A 16,513-nucleotide genomic window follows, 5' to 3' on the forward strand; every position below is an offset into this window, starting at 1 on the left:
AAGAATTGGTTTCTGACTTTGACGCTGTCGTGATTGAGGACTTGAACATGAAAGGAATGTCTCAAGCCTTTCACTTTGGAAAAAGCGTTCACGACAATAGTTGGGGCATGTTCACGCTCTTTTTAGCATACAAGCTGAAAGAACAAGGAAAACAACTTGTGAAAATTGATAAGTGGTTCCCTTCCACTAAGAAATGTTCTTGTTGTGGTGCAGAAAAACCTATAAAACTATCTGAACGTACCTACCATTGTTCATGCGGTTATTCAGCAGATCGTGACTATAATTCCGCAATCAATATCAAAAATGAAGGCATTCGCCTATTGGCTTTAGCATAGAAACAAAAACTCTTGGAACAAGAGGGTTCGCTCGGTCAATTTTCGTTAGCTAGTAAAAGTAACGATAAGTCGAGAAGCCCCCACTTCAATTAGACCGTAAGGTCAATAAGTGGTGGGAGTAGTTCACTACATATTGAGGAAATTCATAGCCTTAAGCCAGGCCCAATGGCGGGTAAGAAAATTAGCTAATGTGAAAAAAATCACCTTTTGAAAAAACTTCGAAAAGGTGATTTTTTTAATCTAGTTTTGAAATAATCCAGCTTCAATGGCAGCATCAAAGCTATTTCTAGCAAATTCAAACGGATCGCCGATATTTTCCCAATGTATATACATTAATCGTGGGTCATCAAAAAGCCAGTGGTTGTGAACTGCTGTTACGATAATTCCTCTCTTACGTAGGGCAGATAGGAATGGATTTATTTCTTTTTGTAGTATAACAGTTTCTCCAAGATTTAAAGTTTTCCCGTTCCTATTGTTTTCAAAGGAAAGGGCAAATGGAAGTGCTAGTGCGGAACGCGTTCTACGGCCTAAAATAGTAGCGTTAATATTCCGATTACGTTGAACTACACAGGCAGGGCTTGATGTAATTACTTCGCCACCGATAATATTTGCAAGCTTTTGGCATGTGGATGTCCCCATATTTCCGCCATCATGATATTTGGAGTCACTATAGAAACTTTGATTACCAAAGTTATCATATTCTCTCCTTTCCAACTTAAATCACCTCCTCAACCTTGTATTCAATTACCAGTTTATTCCGCAAAATAAAACTTGAATGGTTATTTGTCCATCATTAACAGCCTTTTTATAGTAGTCTCCATTTATTTTTTTACAGCAAAAATCTATAATGATTTCAAATAGGGTGGTAAGAATAGGAATTAACTTTTAAGGGAGAGACTAGAATGGAAAAATATATTTTATCATTAGACCAAGGAACGACAAGCTCACGCGCCATTCTTTTTGATAAAAGTGGGGGAATTGTTCACGTTGCTCAAAAAGAATTTACGCAGTATTTTCCAAAGGCCGGTTGGGTGGAACATAATGCAAATGAAATTTGGGGATCGATTCTTTCTGTCATTGCAGCGGTCTTATCTGAATCTGGCGTAAAACCTGAACAAATTGCCGGAATTGGCATTACAAATCAGCGTGAAACAACGGTTGTGTGGGATAAAGAAACAGGGGAGCCTGTGTACAATGCCATTGTGTGGCAATCCCGTCAAACAAGCGAAATATGTGAGGATCTAAAAGAAAAGGGTTACAATGATTTATTCCGTGAAAGAACTGGCTTGCTCATAGACCCTTATTTTTCAGGGACAAAAGTAAAATGGATTTTGGAACATGTCGAAGGTGCTCGAGAGAAAGCTGAACAAGGAAAGTTATTATTTGGGACAATCGATACTTGGGTGGTTTGGAAGCTTTCCGGTGAAAGAGCCCATGTTACAGATTATTCCAATGCGTCAAGGACCTTAATGTATAATATTCATGAGCTGAAATGGGATGAAGAGCTTTTAGAGATTTTAAGTGTGCCAAAATCAATGCTACCTGAAGTTCGCCCTTCATCGGAGATTTATGTAAATACAAAGGATACTCATTTCTTTGGAAAAGAAGTTCCAATAGCTGGAATAGCAGGCGATCAGCAAGCAGCGTTGTTTGGTCAAGCTTGTTTTAGTGAAGGAATGGCCAAAAACACCTATGGCACAGGCTGCTTTATGCTGATGAATACAGGGGAAAAAGCGGTGCACTCTGAAAATGGCTTGTTAACAACCATTGCTTGGGGAATCAATGGCAAGATCAACTATGCGCTAGAAGGCAGTATTTTTGTTGCAGGTTCGGCCATTCAATGGCTCAGAGATGGCCTTCGCATGATTAAAAACACCAAGGATTGTGAGGGGTATGCTACAAAGGTTGCATCGACAGACGGGGTTTATGTTGTACCAGCATTTGTCGGTCTTGGTACCCCATATTGGGATAGTGATGTCCGCGGAGCAGTTTTTGGACTTACACGTGGTACTTCAAAAGAACATTTTATCCGTGCGATGCTTGAGTCATTGGCCTATCAGACAAAAGATGTTTTATCAGCAATGGAAAGAGACTCTGGGATTGATTTGAAAACATTGCGGGTTGATGGTGGGGTTGTTAAGAACAACTTCTTAATGGAGTTCCAAAGTGACATTCTCAATGTTCCGGTAGAAAGGCCGATTATAAATGAAACAACGGCACTAGGAGCTGCTTACTTGGCGGGACTAGCGGTTGGATTTTGGGAAAGTCAGGGGGAAATTTCAACACAATGGGCGATTGATAAAAAGTTTGCTCCAAAAATGGATGAAGTTAGCCGTGATAAATTATACAATGGCTGGAAAAAGGCTGTTCAAGCCGCTATGGCATTTAAGTAAAAAATTAAGATAATAACCTTGTAGGAGAACGGGAGAGACCACAAAGCATTATCATTCAAGGATCGTGTTTTTGTGGTCTCTTTTTAGAATAATGTAAATTCAAATCCCTTTGCGTGAATTCCATCAATCATTTGCGGCAATACGGAAACGGTTTGCGTTAATTCATGCATAAGAATAATAGAGCCATTTTTTACATTTTCGACGACATTCTCGACAATATTTTTAGGTATATTTTTATGTTCCCAATCAAACGATGTTATTTCCCACATAATGGGCACTAAGCAAAAGTCTTTTAAAATGTCCATCGTATCTTCGTTGTATTGGCCAAATGGCGGCCGGAAATAGCGGATTTTTGTCTTTATAATCCGCTCCATTTTATCAATGCTGTATTTTATTTGTTCGAATTGCTGTTCTTTATTTAACTTGGTGAGGTTTTTGTGATTATAGGCATGTGAGCCAATGAGATGGCCTTCTGCTACCACTCTTTTCCATGGCCTTTCGTCATAAAATAATTTAGATTGCCAGAAAAAAATCGCTTGAACATTTTTTTCTTTTAAGATATCTAAGATTTGATTGAGCTGCCGACTTGGCCCATCATCAAAGGTTAAAACGACTTTATTCTCAACCGTTTTTAGCTGATTTAAATTTTTTAACCAACGTTCATCTTTAAGACCGTACACGATCTGTCCGCTTTCTACTACTCAAGGGCAATGCATTATACATCCCTTCCTTTTTTAATTTACAGTATGACTCGTACTATGCATTTATTATATTATAGCTTAAATATGTTTTAACTTCTTAAATTTCGACATTTTTTTCACTAAACCTATTGCTTGAACAATGGCCTGATGATATAATGTGAAACATCGAGCATTAAAGTACTTGAAAATTGTTATCAACGCAGTGTTTCGTTTCATAGATAAACGAGGCATTGCGTTTTTTAATGATGAAGGAAAATTAACAATATTTTGTCCAGTGAATTTGGGATTTTTGTAGAAAGGTGGGGAAAGAAAGATGGACTTTTCTAAACTAAAAGATGAGCTTATTGCCTATAGCAAGGAAATTGGTATTGATAAGATTGGCTTTACTAGTGCTAACCCTTTTCTTGAATTGAAAAATCGTCTCTATATGCAACAAAAGCTAAATTATCAATCAGGCTTTGAAGAACAGGATATTGAAAAACGAACATCTCCTAAGCTACTTTTGTCTCGTGCCGAGTCCATCATTTCTATTGCTTTAGCCTATCCTTCAAAATTGAAAGATGCTCCACGTAGCACACCGTCTAATCGGCGCGGTCTTTTTTGCCGGGCATCATGGGGAATGGATTATCATCATATTTTACGAGCTCGTTTAAATAAATTAGAAGCATTTATTCTGGAAAAAGTTCCGGAGGCTAAGGTTAAGTCAATGGTTGATACAGGAGAGCTGTCTGATCGGGCTGCTGCGGAACGTGCGGGGATTGGCTGGAGTGGAAAAAATTGCGCCATCATTACACCGGAGTTTGGGTCATATGTTTATTTAGGGGAAATGATTACAACAATTCCATTCCCATCGGATCAGCCTGTTGAAGATATGTGCGGTACTTGTACTAAGTGTTTGGATGCTTGTCCAACTGGCGCTTTAGTGCAGGGGGGACAGATTGATGCAACGAAATGTATCGGATTTTTAACACAAACAAAGGGTTTTTTAGAGGATGAATACCGAGTTAAAATTGGCAATCGTGTGTATGGTTGTGATACGTGCCAAATGGTTTGTCCCCATAATAAAGGGAAGGATTTTCATCTCCATTCTGAAATGGAGCCCGACCCAGAAGTGGTCAAGCCACAGTTAAAATCATTGTTGTTTATTAGCAATAAAGATTTTAAAGAAAAGTTTGGCCCAGTAGCTGGCTCTTGGCGTGGAAAAAAACCAATCCAAAGAAATGCCATTATTGCTTTGGCACATTATAAGGACGTGACAGCCATTCTTGACCTTGCAAAAGTTCTTGTGGAAGATTCTCGTCCGGTTTTGCGAGGAACGGCAGCATGGGCGATTGGAAAAATCGGCGCACCTGAAGGAAGGGCAATCTTAGAACGTGCAAAAGAAAGTGAAAAAGATGAAGTCGTATTGCAGGAGATAGAAAAAGGGCTTCAATTGTTGAAGGAAAGGCTATGATGATCATGACACAAAAAATCTATTACACGGAAATGGATAGCTCGATTGGTCCGCTCACCATTGTCGGTACAATTGAGATGGGCTTGTGTAATATTGAATTCGGTTCTATAGATAGTGTACAAGACAACCTCGCTAATTGGTTGAAAAAACAATCGATTAAGGGCGAGTTACTATACAGCAATGAAGTTTTACAACCAGTTATTGAAGTGCTAAATCAATATTTTGCTGGTAACCATAAGAAGAATTTTGACATTGCTATTGATTTGCACGGAACCCCCTTTCAAAAAAAGGTTTGGAATGAACTTTTAAATATAGAGTATGGAACAACAAAATCTTATAAAGAGATTGCAGAAGCTATTTCCGCCCCAAAAGCGGTGAGAGCAATTGGTACGGCAATTGGGCAAAATCCTATCCCCATCATTGTTCCGTGTCACCGCGTCATCAACAGCAATGGAAAACTTGGTGGTTTTACCGGAGGCTTAGAGAAAAAGATGAAGCTCCTAGAAATCGAAAAACTGTAGGTGCCAGCCCCTAGAAGCTATGCATATACTTTAACTATGAATGTCACGAATGAAAGGATGAATACCGTGTCTACATGGTTAGAGGAGCTAGAACAGCTTGTGAATGACCGACTCAACACATTGGTCGGCAATAGTAAAATGGGAAGAAGAAATCCGTTTTTTAATGAAAAAGACCAACGTATCCTTGATAACAAAATAAATCAATTCCAAAAACGAAAATCACAAATTGTTAAGGCAACCGCAAATGGGCAAATCGTTAGTCAAAAGGAAGTCGATGGCCTTCACTTTATCGATTATGTCCTCCATCAGCAATATTTAGTGAAACAACCGAAAGAACATTTTTATATTGAGGAAAATATCGAAAAGAGACAAGCGGTCATTACAAATAATAAAATTATTAAGGATTTTGTTCTTGAACAAGATCATTCAGCTTTAGAGGAGGAAATTATCCATCCAATTAAGCTCGAAGATGTAAATGATATCCGCGACAACCGCCAAAAGTATACTTATAACCGCCGCGCTGCTGTCCAATATGCTGAAACATGGTGGAACAGCTATAATCCAAAATATATAAGGTTCAAAGATAACTGCACAAATTTTATTTCACAATGCTTACATGAGGGTGGCATCCCAATGACAGGCTTTGGAAATCGGAATAAAGGCTGGTGGTATAGTGGAAAATCCTGGAGCTATAGTTGGGCAGTTGCCAATTCTTTACGCTGGCATTTAAGTGGGAGTAAGCAGGGAATCAATACGCAAGAGGTACCTTCCGCCAGCGACCTCATTGTTGGCGATGTGATTTGCTATGATTTTGAAGATGATGGGAGATGGAATCATAATACAATTGTTGTAGCAAAGGATGCCAACAATGAGCCGTTAGTTAATGCGCAAACCTATAACAGCCGTATGCGCTACTGGGCTTACGAAGACTCGTCGGCGTATACGCCAAATATTAAATATAAGTTTTTTCATATCCTTGATCGAAAATAGCTTACTCTTCCAACGTAACTTGCACTCTATGTTATAATTAAAATGTTAACAATGATAATGGATAGAAATACGGGGTGAAAAAATGGGTATACACGTTGTATTATACCAACCTGAGATTCCAGCTAATACGGGGAATATCGCGAGAACATGTGCAGCTACAAATACGCCATTGCACTTAATCCATCCACTTGGATTTTCAACAGAAGATAAATACTTAAAAAGAGCGGGATTAGACTATTGGGAATTTGTAAAAATCCATCATTATGATTCATTAAATATCTTTTTTGAGCAAAACAAAGGCGGAAAATATTATTTTATAACGAAGTTTGGTGAAAATAGACATACTGATTTTGATTATAGTAATACTGATGAAGAAATTTATTTCATTTTTGGGAAAGAAACAACGGGGCTACCGAAGGATGTTATTGCCGAGCACCCTGAAACTTGTTTGCGTTTGCCGATGACGGAACATGTGCGCTCCCTGAATTTGTCCAATACAGCGGCTATTTTAGTATATGAGGCTTTACGGCAGCAAAATTATCCAGGTTTAGCATAAGCGGAAAAAAGACACGAATTTTGTCATGATTGGGCAAAAATCGTGTCTTTTTTAATCACATCTTTTTAGTTCTTGTTTGGCTTGTCATTATATCCAGCAGTGAAAATAGCTGTTAAAAATGCTAGGATGACAATCATAATTAATGTAAAGCCCATGGAAAAATTCCTCCTTATGTAAGAGTACAATAAGACCAAATATAGTTCTATTATATCCCAACTTGTCCTTGGTGTGAATGAAAAGTATGAAGAAATTTCAACATTATTCAATTAAGGACTCCGATCTTTCATTAACGAAATTCAATATAGCTGCATAGGCTATAGTAACATATCCTTTTAATTAATTTTCCATTCATTAATAAAAGACATGTTAAGTTGGGATAACGCATAGAGTGATATAAACCACTAAATTGATGATCAACTTAGAGGGAGGTACTGTATGGACATCTTAAAAAAGATTCAAATGCATCGTGAAGAAGAGGAACGACTGGCGTGGGAAGGTACCTTCGCAGAATATTTAGAGATTGTAAAGCAAAAACCATATGTAGCACAAACGGCTCATTCCCGAGTATATAATATGATTAAGGATGCCGGAGTTGAGGAGATTGACAGTAAAAAGAAATATTCATTTTTCCGCAACCAAATGTTTGGGATTGACGAAGCCATCGAGCGGTTGGTTGAGGAATATTTTCATCCGGCTGCCAAAAGACTAGATGTAAAAAAACGAATTTTACTGCTGATGGGACCGGTCAGTGGTGGGAAATCCACATTAGTTACTATGCTAAAAAGAGGTTTGGAGGCATATTCAAGAACTGAACAAGGTGCTGTCTATGCCATCAAAGGCTGCCCAATGCATGAAGATGCATACATACGACAAAGCAACCTCAAGCGACTACTTAAAAGAGTAGTCGCTTATTTTAACTACTGCTAATTTATTTGGTTTGCTTGGTTCAACTATTTCTATAGTTATATATTTAAATAATAAATGAATGGCATGTTTTTTTGATTCATAACTAAGTTCCTTCCATTCTTCTTTTATGCTGCTTAATATCTGTTTGATATCTTCTGTAGAGGCATGTTGTTCTTGTTCTTCTAGTAGTCCCCTCAATTCATTTTCCTCAATCGTTAATTGATTCATTTTCTTTCTATATTCCGCTTTCGTCATATCGCCATCAGTATAAATCTCTTTTGTTCTTTCTTTTTTACACAATATCTTCTCTAATTGCTTATTCAGTTTATTGCGATCAATGTCAGTTTCCTGATTTTGCTCAACATCAATTTCATTTACTAATTGATTGATATTTATGTCAAGTATTTCTAAAAATGCTTTTTCAATTGATAACTCAGGGATTACTGGAGCATCACATATACCAAATCTGAATCTACCTTGACATTTATAAAATCTGTGTTCGAAACCATTGCTCCTTACTTTTTTGTTACCAATTATACTTTTTCCGCATTTTGCACATTTACCTATTGATGAAAAAGGATAATGATTTTGTGAACGAAAAGCCATATTGTACCTATCGTCTATAATCTGTTGTATTTCATCCCATTTTTTTTTAGTTATTATTGGTTCAAAATCTTCTTGTTCAAGTTTTACTATTACTTCCTCGCCTGTTTTTTTTCTATGGCCACCAGATACTGATTCATAATTCCATCTTACATATCCGGAATAAATTGGATTTTTCAAAGTATACCTGACAGAAAAGTCACTCCATATTTCGCCCTTTTTCGTAGTTATTCCTCTAGAATTTAGCTTTTTCGCGATATTTTGTGAACCGTGAGTTAAATATTGTGCAAATATGAATTTAACCCATTTCGCTTCGTCATAGTTTAATATAAGTTTCCCATCCTCTAGATCATACCCATAGGGGGCAGGAGCACCGTTTCTTTTCCCTGTCTCTGATCGCTTTAGCATTGCCTCATATACACGTTCAGCAATTGTTTCCCGTTCCCACTGTGCTATTGTAGCAACTAGTGTAATAAACATTCTTCCAGTCGCTGTTGTTGTGTCAAATGCCTCTGTAGATGATTTAAATTTAACGTCATACCTATCCATTAGCTGCAATAGTTTGTGTAGATCCGTAACTGTACGAACAAAGCGATCGAGTCGATAGACTAGGATAACATCAAACTTTTTCTTTTTCATGTCCTTAATCATTCGTTGAATATGAGGACGTTCAAGATTCTTTGCTGAATACCCATCATCACAATAATCATCTACAATCGTCCAACCCTGAGATAACGCAAAGGCCTCTAGGCGCATTTTTTGAGCTTCGAGCGAAAACCCTTCTTCCTTCTGCATTTCAGTAGATACACGTCTGTAAATAGCGACTCTCAAGCAAATACATCTCCCTTCTTCTATTGATTTGTTTTAATCGTTCTACAATTAAATTTTCTGTTACTAAGAAGGTATCAGACAAGTGTTTTATATTAACATATTCGTCATCATTAATTAAATGAATCATGTGGTAAGGAATGGCTGCATTAAGCATAAAGTTTTTGGCATCCCATTCCTGCCGATCAGTAAATGGTTTTGGCATTTTCAATTGATCACCTGCGTGTCTTAATATATGACATAATTCATGATAAAATTGTTCTCTTTGTCCTTTTTTTGTTTCGTATTTATCTATGTTGATAAATTTAAAATCATCTTCCTCATATGCAAATGGTTTATGCCTGCTGTACTCAAGTTTGATTTCTAGCTTATCAGCTATGTAAATTTTATCAATCTCGTAAGGTTGATAGATATGTAGATTTTTAAAAATAGTAGATACATAATGTTCCAGTCTGGTAGGTTTGTACAACATTGTCAATATTTACACCCCCTACCACCATTATAAGAACGTGCGTTTGTTTTGTCGACAAAAAAATAACCCTTTTCAACGAAAAGTGCATTAAAAAGGCTCTTCAAAAAAATTAACTGTTTCAGCGTTTGGATTTTCTGACGTTGCCACAGTTGCTCTTGCATACGTTCCTTTGTTTGTCAACAGCTGTATTTGTATACCATAAACATTTTCATTATTAAAATTAAATTGTTGATTATTTGTATAAACTTTTTGAGATAACAATGATCCTTTTGCTCCATATGTTCTTAAGACGAAAGAACCGTCCGATTGAACGTTAAATGTCAACCATCTGTGCTTATCTTTTATCCCTGCTTGGATTACTGGTGTCTTTTTATTTTTCGCGTCAGCTCCGAAATATCCATAGTCAAAGTCTTCTGCAAAAGCACTTATTGGAGTTAATGAGATTAATAGAGCAAGAGCAATTATAAGTTTTTTCAATTTTATCACCCCAGGTAATAGTTTTCTTTATAGTAAACTATTATCCTAAATTTTACAAACTTATCTTCTTTGCTTTAGATATTATTCCCCATAATATTAACTTTTTAATCGCATTGAACTGTCTAATAAATTTGATTTAAATAAAAAAAGTAACCACCCTGATTAATATGGTGAGTTACAATTTAGACTAATTTCTTTATTTTTTCTTTACGCCATTTTCCAAATTTCTTATTTCGGAATTACTTATTTTATTTGTTCCCCAATTTTTACACTGTACTGCTTTTTTTAACCAAATTTTATATAAACGTTTGTATCCGGGATAATTTTAAATAACAAATACCAACTTCCAGCCAAAAATAATAATGATACAATGCCAGCGATTGTATCCCTATCTCTTTTACTCATTTTATTCACCATTATTATTCTTTTCTTTGTTTTGCTTGCCATTTTACAAATTCAATGTGTTTTTTAATGTCTTCAATATCCTGTTCTGTTAATTCGTCCTTATTAAAAAAGAACAAGTTTGAGTTAGTCTTTTTTTCGTTTATCTGCTCATCCCCAGTAATAAGATAGTCAATCGTTACGTTATATAGTTTTGCTAACTTTTGGAGGATATCATAATCCGGTTGTCTTTTGTCAGATTCGTATTGGGATAAGGTATTGTTTTTCACCCCGATCTTATCCGCAACGTCTTTTTGCTCCATTTCAATCTTCTCTCTAAGTTTTTTTAATCTATTTCCTAATGTCATTAAAATCCCCTCCATTAAGACTTATTTTACCTTTATTTTCTCACTTTGAGAAAATAATTCACAAAGAGAGATTTAGACTATTGACATTCACAAGTTGTGAATTTAAAATAAAGTCATAAGGTGATTCACAAAACGAGAATCAAAAAAAGGAGGTGAAAAGATGAAAAGATTAATCGGTAAAAACATCAAAAAATATCGAAATATTAAAGGCTTTACTCAGGCTTTTGTTTCAAAAGAGTTGGGTTATAAATCATCATCAACAATTTGTGAAATTGAAAATGGAAAAAAAGGTGTAGATGCTGATAATGTGCCAAGAATTGCAAAAATTCTTTGTGTTAATATCGAAAATTTATTTGATGATGAAGACGATAATCACATATTGAGAAAAGGCAATTCGTCATAAGATGAAATAAAAACACCCTGATTTATTACTAAATCATAACTATATATTGAAAGGAAGTGTCTAAGAAAAATGAACTGCTACCACTACACAGTACTGAAAGATGAAAAAGTAATTAAATCCGGCTATTTGCACGCTTCTAATGATGTAGTGCTTGAAAAACGTTTGTCAGATGAGATTTTACCGAAAGTTGGCTCTTGTACCCATATTTCATATGAAAAGGCATTTTGCCAGAAATGCAATAGCAATCACGACGTTACTAATTTATATTTTAATGATCATGAACTAGTCCTTTGCCAAAGTTGCCGCGTTGATATTTTTAAAAATCTTAAAACTTAAAAAAGGAGCTATCTAAATTGACTACTAAAGAAAATGTTATTCCGGCCCACTTAGCAAATGACCGCTACTGGAGAGGAACTTTATATTTATTTCAAAATCATTACAGATTAAATCAATTTTTAACTACAAAATATTTTGATTTCAATGAAGAAACAATAAAAATGCAATCTTTAAAACGTGCATTTGCTCCATTTTCAAACAGTGAAAAGATAATGTTGGATCTTGCACTACATTTGTTCAATGAAAGAAATAAATTTAATTTAAGTCAATTAGATTATCTCGACAGTAATAATACTGCTCTTGCTTTAAAGGCAATATCCTTGAGATTTAACCAATAATGATAGACTTCTAATTTACTAAAAAAATAGTGCATATATTGCTCCAAATACAAAATGGGGGAGCTGATTGAAATGTTACGTATTCAATTGGATAAGGAGCAGACTTTAAAATTTTTAAGCTGTTTTATCGAAGATGCCAGACGAATTGTGATTGAACGAAAGCAAGCTGCCCAGAAAAAAGCTGTTTCTAATCAAAAGGAGGGTACAGCAAGCTAGGGGCCGTGGCTCCTTTTACGCTAGTTTGCAAAAAATGTTGTCGCTTATTTCATTTTAATCTAAATAAAAAATGGAGGTTGTCGAAATGAAGAGAATTGAAAAAAATGTGACTAAAGTGCTAGGTGAAGATGTGGTAAATTATTTTCGCGAAATGGATGTTGCTATCAGCTGCATTGAAGAAATGAAGGATTCATTGCTTGATGGAGATTTGGAAGACGTGTTTCTTTGCGTAAAGGATTTACAAGAAGCTGTTCAATTGCTTCAGGTTATGTTTGTTAAAAAAGAACGGAGGGACAAGCTTATTGAAGTAGTGAATGATTTGAGAAGCAGGGGAATGAAAGTTGATTTTGTGAGCAGGCTGAAAAATGAAGAAGCAGCAAGTGCGGCAACACTTACTGCGACAAACTAATAATAAATATTTCATTAGGTCCATTATATCAAAATTCGAAAGTTTGTAAATGCGGGGTGAGGGTATGCCAGAAGCAGCAATGATTGAAAGAGAAATAGACTATGGAAGTTTATTTCCATCAGCTGACACGATTAAGATTATTCGATTACTAGGATATTCCAAACAAAACAGTGAGCAAGATGCTCACAAAAAATATAACGCTGCCAAGCGCCCTTTTATGAAAGATTGGCAAAACTTTGAAAAGCCAGGGCTTAACGAAGGTGAAGCTGCTGAATGGTTAAACAAAAAGGGATGGACGGGCCTTGTCATTCCAAATGGTTATGACGTTGTAGATATTGATGATGTTAATGAAGGGCGTTTTATATATAAAGCATTGTTGAGAGAAAAATTTAACTTCCATGCGATCAAAACTGTGCGTGGTTTTCAATTCTTTTTTAAATCGTCCAATATGATTACTGGACAAGATGCAGTGGTTCTTATGGCCTGTGGTTGTGTAGGTGATTATCGTCTTGCCGGAAGAGGGCAAGTTGTACTTCCTAGTATCAATACAAATGGGCGTGAATGGATTCATATTTCCGACTGTGAACTTGATGAAATGCCCATATATTTTAACAGATTAAAAAAACTTGACAAAGACGGTAGACCGTTTCCGATTCCGTGCCAAGAAGGGGTTGATGGTCGAAACAATGCATTATATAAACATGCATGTCGTTTAATTGAATTCGGCTATTCTCATGTTGATATATTAAAAATTTGCAATTTTACGAATCAAACCTTTTTCTTTCCACCATTAGAACCACGAGAATTTGAGCCGACTTTAAAAAGTGCTTTAAAAAAACAACCAAGTGGAACGAATTACAGTTTTTCAGGTGGTGGGGCTTCTCCAGAAGTTGCATCTCCACCTTTGGTTGACAAACCAAACTTCAATTTAACTGAAATGGGGAACGCGGAAAGGCTTGTTCATCGAAATGGTGATGACTTGCGATATTGCGTTGAATTTGAAGAATGGATGATCTGGAATGGCAGCACATGGATTGAAGATAAGAAAAAACAGATTGAACGTATAGCAATCAAGACTTTTCGTGAAATGTATATAGAAGCATCAAAAGAGAGAAATGAGGATACAAGAAAAAACTTAGTCAAATGGGCGCAATCGAGTGAACGTTCATCAGTTTTTTTAAACTCTATCGACAGGGCAAAAGCTATTCTGCCTATTTCACAAGATGAGCTAAACACAAATAAATATTTATTAAATTGTTCGAATGGTGTCGTTGATTTACGGACAGGAGAACTAATACCACACGATCGTACATACTTCATGAGCAAAAACACACATATACACTACGATCCACAAGCATCATGTCCAACATGGAATTCATTCCTTGAAAGCGTCATGAAAGATGAAGAAGGTAACGTAAAAGATGAATTGATTAAATTTTTACAAAAAGCAATTGGGTACACACTTTCTGGAGATATAAGTGAACAAGTTGTTTTCTTCTTGTGGGGAACAGGAAGAAATGGAAAATCAACTTTCATTAATATAATTAAAGAGCTCCTTGGTGACTATGGTAAGCAAACAAATTCTGACACGTTTACGAGCAAAGGAAATGAAGGAGGCGGAATTAATAACGATATTGCTAGATTAGTAGGATCTAGGTTTGTTTCTGCTGTTGAGAGTGAGGACGGGCAAAAGCTTTCTGAATCGCTGATAAAGCAGCTCACAGGCGGTGAGCCGATTATGGCTCGTTTTTTACGAAAAGAGTTTTTTGAGTTTACACCTGAGTTTAAGATTTTTTTTACGACGAATTACAAACCCATCGTAAAGGGAGATGATGAAGGGATTTGGAGGAGGATTAGGCTAATTCCCTTCACTGTGACGATTCCAAAAGAAGAAGTGGACAAGCATCTTCCTGAAAAACTACAATCTGAACTTCCCGGAATTTTTCGATGGGCGGTTGAAGGCTTCCTGAAATGGCAAGCAGAAGGTCTTGGAGAGCCAGATGAAGTAAAGAACGCTACGGATGAATATAAGGACGAAATGGACTTATTGTCTAATTTTCTTGATGAATGCTGTGTAATTCTTCCACAAGCTAAAGTTCAAGTGAAAGATTTACATAAACGTTATTTAGAATGGGCTGAGGAAAATAGCGAATATCCGCTAAAGTTACGTTCTTTTTCGTCAAGATTAGCGATGAGGGGCTTTTCTAAACGTAAAAGCACCGGGAACAGGAGTTTCTTTTTTGGTATCGGTATTATTGAATTATATAAAGATGAGTTACCTAAAAGTTACCCAGTTACCCAAAGTTACCTAGATTCAGGTATCCCCCCATATAATAAAAAATTTGGGACGTTGGGGGAAAATGAGCAACTTAGGGTAACTTTTAATCAAAAAGTAACTTCCAATGTAATTGAGGAGGAGATTTAGTATGTTAAATCAACTTCTAAAAGAAATGTATAACAAAAATATACAAATTGAGGTAAAAGAAAAGAATACATTAAATCTTATATATGAACAAGGTGTTTTAACACCAGAACTCAAGCAATTTATTAAAAAAAATAAACAACAATTGATTAAAAGACTAAAAGAGAATGATGCAGCACAAAAAAAAGGATTTCTAGTTTACGAGTTTGGTATGTTATACGAATATCGTTATGGCTTGGGGGCCTTTCTCTTTATCGAAAGAAATCCAGAAGGATCTACAACGTCCTGGAGAGCAAATTATGGAACTGGTGATAGTAAACCTTATAAGATTAAGTTTTTACGTCGTGATGTTGACTTTGAGGATGCTTACCGAGAGGCTGCTAATTTTGTAGATTGGCTGAAAAAGAAAAGGAGGGCTGGGTAGGTGTATTATTTGTTGGCATCGATATTTATCGCTTTGATTTTGCGCCTTGTTTTTGTTTTAGGTGAGTCATTAGAAAATGAAAAGGGTGAATGATGATGGAAACATTAGTTAATCATTTTATGAACGAATATGGAATCACCAGGGATGAAGCTGTTGAGCTTTTATATGAATCTCTATCAGACTTTGAAGTGATGAAATCAATATTGAAAGCAGCATATTTAAAAAATGCTAGTTAAACATTTGATAAAAATTGCGAAGCAAGGAGCGATGAAAATGAAAGTAGAAACAAGGGAAATTATTAAAACGGTGTATATAGCTGATGATGGAACAGAGTTTGATAACGAGGATAATTGCATTTGCCATGAAATGGAACTGGGGCAAGAAAGCCTCGAAAAAAGGGTTGAAACAGAATTAGGAATTAAAACAAAGGCAGATTTTCCATCCATGCTTAATCTTAGGCATAAACATGAATACAAACTGTTTTTAATTAAAAATGAACAAGATTTAGACTTGTTCGTAAAAACATATGAGTATTGGTTTACAAGGTTAGAAACTTATTGGGAAGTAAATAAAGAAACATTTGTTTATCCAGAGGTGCTTTGCATATTAGATTTTCCAACAGGTGGTGACGAACACAGACTGTATAGAATGTCACATTTATGCAATCAATTCAACGCATTTGTAAGTGAAATTTCGATAAAGGCAGAAGATATATTGAAAGAAGTGTAGTTCGCCTTTCGAAACTTTCATCTGGGAAATGGTGAAAAATATGTCAAAAGTAATTTTAACAAAAGAACAAGCGGAATCATTAGAAAGTGAAGTTGCTTACCGTAGTAAAGAGATGATAGTCAGGCTTCACACTTTAGGGCCGAACGGCTGGAAAGGTGAAGCTTGTGGACTTAACGGATTGCCGTTAGAAGTATTAATTAAAGCATTAACACACGGTTATGAAGTTAGTTAAAGATCCAAACTGTAAAGTAA

23 protein-coding genes are annotated in these 16,513 nt (G+C 35.9%); 17 read left to right on the forward strand and 6 right to left on the reverse strand.

The features are described from left to right. On the forward strand, nucleotides 1–335 hold a 335-nt coding region (locus tag GX497_03240), incomplete at its 5' end, for a transposase (GenBank protein HHY72235.1). Nucleotides 336–575: 240 nt separating this feature from the next. On the opposite strand, the gene GX497_03245 is transcribed toward GX497_03240, so the two are convergent. After that, entirely contained in the window at nucleotides 576–974 is a 399-nt protein-coding gene (locus GX497_03245) for a DUF1259 domain-containing protein (protein HHY72236.1), read from the reverse strand. A 263-nt stretch (nucleotides 975–1,237) separates the two neighbouring features. Between GX497_03245 and glpK the strand changes: the two genes are divergently transcribed. Beyond that, nucleotides 1,238–2,728, forward strand: a complete 1,491-nt coding sequence (gene glpK / locus GX497_03250; GenBank protein ID HHY72237.1) for a glycerol kinase GlpK — start codon at nucleotides 1,238–1,240, stop codon at nucleotides 2,726–2,728. An 83-nt stretch (nucleotides 2,729–2,811) separates the two neighbouring features. Here the strand turns inward: glpK and GX497_03255 are convergent, their stop codons facing one another. Then, a complete protein-coding gene (locus GX497_03255; GenBank protein ID HHY72238.1) occupies nucleotides 2,812–3,408 on the reverse strand; it encodes a polysaccharide deacetylase family protein in 597 nt (198 codons plus the stop codon). A 334-nt stretch (nucleotides 3,409–3,742) separates the two neighbouring features. Here GX497_03255 and queG point away from each other — a divergent pair, with 334 nt between their 5' ends. The 5 genes from queG (at nucleotide 3,743) to GX497_03280 (ending at nucleotide 7,876) form a co-directional block, all read left to right on the forward strand. Next, a complete protein-coding gene (gene queG / locus GX497_03260) occupies nucleotides 3,743–4,882 on the forward strand; it encodes a tRNA epoxyqueuosine(34) reductase QueG (protein HHY72239.1) in 1,140 nt (379 codons plus the stop codon). After that, complete coding sequence (locus GX497_03265) at nucleotides 4,882–5,403, forward strand: methylated-DNA--[protein]-cysteine S-methyltransferase (GenBank protein HHY72240.1); 522 nt, start codon at nucleotides 4,882–4,884, stop codon at nucleotides 5,401–5,403. The genes queG and GX497_03265 overlap by 1 nt, the downstream gene beginning before the upstream one ends. A 66-nt stretch (nucleotides 5,404–5,469) precedes the next feature. Further along, complete coding sequence (locus GX497_03270) at nucleotides 5,470–6,393, forward strand: amidase domain-containing protein (protein HHY72241.1); 924 nt, start codon at nucleotides 5,470–5,472, stop codon at nucleotides 6,391–6,393. An 82-nt stretch (nucleotides 6,394–6,475) separates the two neighbouring features. After that, nucleotides 6,476–6,949 carry a tRNA (uridine(34)/cytosine(34)/5-carboxymethylaminomethyluridine(34)-2'-O)-methyltransferase TrmL gene (trmL, locus tag GX497_03275; GenBank protein HHY72242.1) on the forward strand — a complete coding sequence of 158 codons (474 nt, stop codon included), beginning with the start codon at nucleotides 6,476–6,478 and terminating at the stop codon, nucleotides 6,947–6,949. A 435-nt stretch (nucleotides 6,950–7,384) separates the two neighbouring features. Then, on the forward strand, nucleotides 7,385–7,876 hold the full coding sequence (locus GX497_03280; protein HHY72243.1) for a serine protease: 492 nt from the start codon (nucleotides 7,385–7,387) through the stop codon (nucleotides 7,874–7,876). On the opposite strand, the gene GX497_03285 is transcribed toward GX497_03280, so the two are convergent. The 4 genes from GX497_03285 to GX497_03300 all read right to left on the reverse strand — a co-directional run bounded on the left by GX497_03285 (nucleotide 7,838) and on the right by GX497_03300 (nucleotide 10,999). After that, entirely contained in the window at nucleotides 7,838–9,289 is a 1,452-nt protein-coding gene (locus GX497_03285; protein ID HHY72244.1) for a recombinase family protein, read from the reverse strand. The two genes, GX497_03280 and GX497_03285, sit on opposite strands and share 39 nt — an antisense overlap. Continuing rightward, nucleotides 9,255–9,758 carry an ImmA/IrrE family metallo-endopeptidase gene (locus GX497_03290; GenBank protein HHY72245.1) on the reverse strand — a complete coding sequence of 168 codons (504 nt, stop codon included), beginning with the start codon at nucleotides 9,756–9,758 and terminating at the stop codon, nucleotides 9,255–9,257. The genes GX497_03285 and GX497_03290 overlap by 35 nt, the downstream gene beginning before the upstream one ends. Nucleotides 9,759–9,845: 87 nt before the next feature. Further along, nucleotides 9,846–10,235, reverse strand: coding sequence for a hypothetical protein (locus tag GX497_03295; GenBank protein HHY72246.1), 390 nt, complete (start codon nucleotides 10,233–10,235; stop codon nucleotides 9,846–9,848). Nucleotides 10,236–10,654: 419 nt separating this feature from the next. After that, nucleotides 10,655–10,999, reverse strand: coding sequence for a helix-turn-helix transcriptional regulator (locus tag GX497_03300; protein ID HHY72247.1), 345 nt, complete (start codon nucleotides 10,997–10,999; stop codon nucleotides 10,655–10,657). A 145-nt stretch (nucleotides 11,000–11,144) separates the two neighbouring features. On the opposite strand from GX497_03300, the gene GX497_03305 reads away from it, so the two are divergent. From GX497_03305 to GX497_03350, 10 genes are all read left to right on the forward strand, one after another. Then, on the forward strand, nucleotides 11,145–11,387 hold the full coding sequence (locus GX497_03305) for a helix-turn-helix transcriptional regulator (GenBank protein HHY72248.1): 243 nt from the start codon (nucleotides 11,145–11,147) through the stop codon (nucleotides 11,385–11,387). 69 nt (nucleotides 11,388–11,456) lie between these two features. Continuing rightward, entirely contained in the window at nucleotides 11,457–11,723 is a 267-nt protein-coding gene (locus GX497_03310; GenBank protein HHY72249.1) for a hypothetical protein, read from the forward strand. Between the two features lie 17 nt (nucleotides 11,724–11,740). Further along, nucleotides 11,741–12,061: a hypothetical protein gene (locus tag GX497_03315; protein ID HHY72250.1), complete on the forward strand. Its 321-nt coding sequence runs from the start codon at nucleotides 11,741–11,743 to the stop codon at nucleotides 12,059–12,061. Nucleotides 12,062–12,133: 72 nt separating this feature from the next. Further along, the gene (locus GX497_03320; GenBank protein HHY72251.1) at nucleotides 12,134–12,277 is read left to right on the forward strand and encodes a hypothetical protein; all 144 of its coding nucleotides are present in this window, start codon (nucleotides 12,134–12,136) and stop codon (nucleotides 12,275–12,277) included. 85 nt (nucleotides 12,278–12,362) lie between these two features. Further along, nucleotides 12,363–12,686 (forward strand): hypothetical protein, encoded by a 324-nt coding sequence (locus GX497_03325; GenBank protein ID HHY72252.1) that lies wholly within the window; start codon nucleotides 12,363–12,365, stop codon nucleotides 12,684–12,686. A 79-nt stretch (nucleotides 12,687–12,765) separates the two neighbouring features. Further along, entirely contained in the window at nucleotides 12,766–15,111 is a 2,346-nt protein-coding gene (locus tag GX497_03330; GenBank protein ID HHY72253.1) for a DNA primase, read from the forward strand. A gap of 1 nt (nucleotide 15,112) precedes the next feature. Next, nucleotides 15,113–15,532, forward strand: coding sequence for a hypothetical protein (locus GX497_03335; GenBank protein ID HHY72254.1), 420 nt, complete (start codon nucleotides 15,113–15,115; stop codon nucleotides 15,530–15,532). A gap of 89 nt (nucleotides 15,533–15,621) precedes the next feature. After that, on the forward strand, nucleotides 15,622–15,768 hold the full coding sequence (locus tag GX497_03340; protein HHY72255.1) for a hypothetical protein: 147 nt from the start codon (nucleotides 15,622–15,624) through the stop codon (nucleotides 15,766–15,768). A gap of 37 nt (nucleotides 15,769–15,805) precedes the next feature. Continuing rightward, a complete protein-coding gene (locus GX497_03345; protein ID HHY72256.1) occupies nucleotides 15,806–16,261 on the forward strand; it encodes a hypothetical protein in 456 nt (151 codons plus the stop codon). 40 nt (nucleotides 16,262–16,301) lie between these two features. Continuing rightward, nucleotides 16,302–16,493 carry a hypothetical protein gene (locus tag GX497_03350; protein ID HHY72257.1) on the forward strand — a complete coding sequence of 64 codons (192 nt, stop codon included), beginning with the start codon at nucleotides 16,302–16,304 and terminating at the stop codon, nucleotides 16,491–16,493. Nucleotides 16,494–16,513 lie beyond the last annotated feature (20 nt).

The sequence above is a fragment of the Bacillus sp. (in: firmicutes) genome (assembly GCA_012842745.1).
Classification (GTDB): domain Bacteria; phylum Bacillota; class Bacilli; order Bacillales; family Bacillaceae_J; genus Schinkia.

What these genes read in the sequence shown, in the direction of transcription:
- GX497_03350 (HHY72257.1), top strand. Translation starts at nt 16,302, where the DNA reads ATGTCAAAAGTAATTTTAACAAAAGAACAAGCGGAATCATTAGAAAGT.
- GX497_03290 (HHY72245.1), bottom strand. Translation starts at nt 9,758, where the DNA reads ATGTTGTACAAACCTACCAGACTGGAACATTATGTATCTACTATTTTT.
- GX497_03340 (HHY72255.1), top strand. Translation starts at nt 15,622, where the DNA reads ATGATGATGGAAACATTAGTTAATCATTTTATGAACGAATATGGAATC.
- GX497_03345 (HHY72256.1), top strand. Translation starts at nt 15,806, where the DNA reads ATGAAAGTAGAAACAAGGGAAATTATTAAAACGGTGTATATAGCTGAT.
- GX497_03280 (HHY72243.1), top strand. Translation starts at nt 7,385, where the DNA reads ATGGACATCTTAAAAAAGATTCAAATGCATCGTGAAGAAGAGGAACGA.
- GX497_03335 (HHY72254.1), top strand. Translation starts at nt 15,113, where the DNA reads ATGTTAAATCAACTTCTAAAAGAAATGTATAACAAAAATATACAAATT.
- GX497_03310 (HHY72249.1), top strand. Translation starts at nt 11,457, where the DNA reads ATGAACTGCTACCACTACACAGTACTGAAAGATGAAAAAGTAATTAAA.
- GX497_03300 (HHY72247.1), bottom strand. Translation starts at nt 10,999, where the DNA reads ATGGAGGGGATTTTAATGACATTAGGAAATAGATTAAAAAAACTTAGA.
- GX497_03305 (HHY72248.1), top strand. Translation starts at nt 11,145, where the DNA reads ATGAAAAGATTAATCGGTAAAAACATCAAAAAATATCGAAATATTAAA.
- glpK (HHY72237.1), top strand. Translation starts at nt 1,238, where the DNA reads ATGGAAAAATATATTTTATCATTAGACCAAGGAACGACAAGCTCACGC.
- GX497_03245 (HHY72236.1), bottom strand. Translation starts at nt 974, where the DNA reads ATGGGGACATCCACATGCCAAAAGCTTGCAAATATTATCGGTGGCGAA.
- GX497_03330 (HHY72253.1), top strand. Translation starts at nt 12,766, where the DNA reads ATGATTGAAAGAGAAATAGACTATGGAAGTTTATTTCCATCAGCTGAC.
- GX497_03265 (HHY72240.1), top strand. Translation starts at nt 4,882, where the DNA reads ATGATCATGACACAAAAAATCTATTACACGGAAATGGATAGCTCGATT.
- GX497_03320 (HHY72251.1), top strand. Translation starts at nt 12,134, where the DNA reads ATGTTACGTATTCAATTGGATAAGGAGCAGACTTTAAAATTTTTAAGC.
- GX497_03325 (HHY72252.1), top strand. Translation starts at nt 12,363, where the DNA reads ATGAAGAGAATTGAAAAAAATGTGACTAAAGTGCTAGGTGAAGATGTG.
- trmL (HHY72242.1), top strand. Translation starts at nt 6,476, where the DNA reads ATGGGTATACACGTTGTATTATACCAACCTGAGATTCCAGCTAATACG.
- queG (HHY72239.1), top strand. Translation starts at nt 3,743, where the DNA reads ATGGACTTTTCTAAACTAAAAGATGAGCTTATTGCCTATAGCAAGGAA.